The sequence below is a fragment of the Candidatus Symbiothrix dinenymphae genome, assembly GCF_001431085.1.
In genome coordinates this window covers 1-573 of sequence record NZ_BBRU01000253.1, presented here as the reverse complement: position 1 = coordinate 573, position 573 = coordinate 1, and the positions used below count along the sequence as shown (strand labels likewise).

Sequence of the window (573 nt, the reverse complement as noted above, 5' to 3'; positions counted from 1 at the left end):
ATTTCAACTCTGTCACTATCGCTACTCCGTCTTGCTGCAACACGGCATCTATACGTCCCCGGTTGGTCATCTTTTCGCTCTGAATATTGAACCCCAGCATGGTCATCCACAGTTGAAAGATGATGTGATAAAAGGCTTCATTTGCTAAATTTTGCGCTTCCGCTTTGGCTTCGTTTTTCGCCTTGGATGGCTTTAAAGTGTAAGGAACGTCGGCAAGCATGATACGCATATTATTTGTAAAGCCTTTCGCATCGAAAGCAAGGATTTGTTTCAACATTTGTCGTCCAAGTGCCGACATTTTTGAAAGAGGATAGTTGGTATATGCACTTAACAGATGTTCCATCAGCGACACTCTCACTTCCTGATTGGGAACTCCAAGCGTGTATTCAGGCTCTCCATTAATCATTTCTTTGTTTTTGACCGTCAGATAACCTGTCTGAAATAATAAAGGCACATCATCAAGCGCATCCGGATCGTAACTGTCAAAAGCCGATGAATCAGCAATAACAGGTTCTAATACGGTTTTGGCAAGACCGTGTTTTTTGAGACGATTAATCAAAAAAGTGGGCGTAC

1 protein-coding gene is annotated in these 573 nt (G+C 42.4%); it reads right to left on the bottom strand.

The window, feature by feature from the left end; translation table 11 throughout:
* The coding region (locus ASC50_RS03395; RefSeq protein ID WP_193391195.1) for a PD-(D/E)XK nuclease domain-containing protein at positions 1-573 on the bottom strand (573 nt) is incomplete at both ends.